This window comes from Pseudomonas sp. BAY1663 (genome assembly GCF_000582595.1).
Classification (GTDB): Bacteria; Pseudomonadota; Gammaproteobacteria; order Pseudomonadales; family Pseudomonadaceae; genus Stutzerimonas; species Stutzerimonas stutzeri_AF.
On record NZ_AZSV01000202.1, the window covers coordinates 1 to 1129 of the forward strand.

Genomic DNA, 1129 nt, shown 5'->3' on the forward strand with positions numbered 1-1129 from the left:
CTGCTCGGCGACCCGGCCCACGGCTTGGCCGCGCCGCTGCGCGAGGCGGCGGCGCGGCTGGAATTCGACAGCCTCAAGGGTTTCCTCAAGGGTTTCATCGACCTGACCTTCGAGCACGACGGGCGCTGGTACATCGCCGACTACAAGTCCAACTGGCTCGGCCCGGACGCCGGCTACTACGACGGCGAACGCCTGTTGCAGGCGCTTGCCGCCGAGCACTACTACCTGCAGTACCTGATCTACCTGGTGGCGCTGCGGCGCTTCCTGCGCCAGCGCCTGGCGGATTTCCGCGACGAGCAGCTGGGCGGCGCCTTTTATCTGTTCCTGCGCGGCATGCCCGAGGCCGGCGTCTATTTCGCGCGGCCCGCCGAGGCGCTGCTCGATGCGCTGGACCGATTGTTCGAGGAGGGCCAGTGATGGCGCCCGATCATCATGTAGGGTGGGCCGGGCGGCGCTCCGCTTCAGCCCACCACTTCCACCGCACCGTCCTCCGCCACGCAGCGGCTATCGAACCCGGACGCTGCTCGTGTAGGCGCCGGCTTGCCGGCGATGCTTTCCCTTCCATCGAGTCGCCACGGATCGCCAGCAAGCTGGCTCCTACCTGGAGAAGGACGCGCCCATGAATCTGGCCGATCTGCCCTTCGGCGCCCTGGAGCGCGCCTTCGTCGCCAGCCTGCAACGCCTCGAACCCGAGGCCTCGGACGCGGTGCTGGTCGCCGGCGCGCTGTGCTGCGAGGTGTTGGGCAAGGGCGACGTCTGCCTGCCGCTGGCGCGCCTGGCCGGCAAGCGGCCGTGGCCGGAGCACGACTTCGTCCTGCCGCCCCTCGACGCCTGGCGCACCCGATTGCAGGCTTCGCCGCTGGTCGGCGCCCCGGGTGACTACGCGCCGCTGATCCTCGACGGCGAGCGGCTCTATCTCGCCCGTTACCAGGCCTACGAGCAACAACTGGCCGAACACTTGCTGACCCGCGCCGGCGATACGCCGGAGGTGGACGAGGCGCAACTCGGCGAAAGCCTGGCGCGGCTGTTCGCCTTCAACCGGCAGAGCCCCGACTGGCAGCGGCTGGCCGCGGCGCAGGCGGTGCGCCGGCGGCTGGCGGTGATCTCCGGCGGCCCCGGCACCGGCAAG

The 1129-nt window shown here is 70.5% G+C and carries 1 protein-coding gene and 1 pseudogene; both read left to right on the top strand.

Annotated features, from left to right (window positions below):
* A partial coding sequence (locus BAY1663_RS22775) for a PD-(D/E)XK nuclease family protein (protein WP_037045423.1) occupies positions 1-417 on the top strand: 417 nt, incomplete at its 5' end.
* 202 nt (positions 418-619) lie between these two features.
* A pseudogene (locus tag BAY1663_RS22780) lies at positions 620-1129 on the top strand (exodeoxyribonuclease V subunit alpha); the annotation flags it as partial.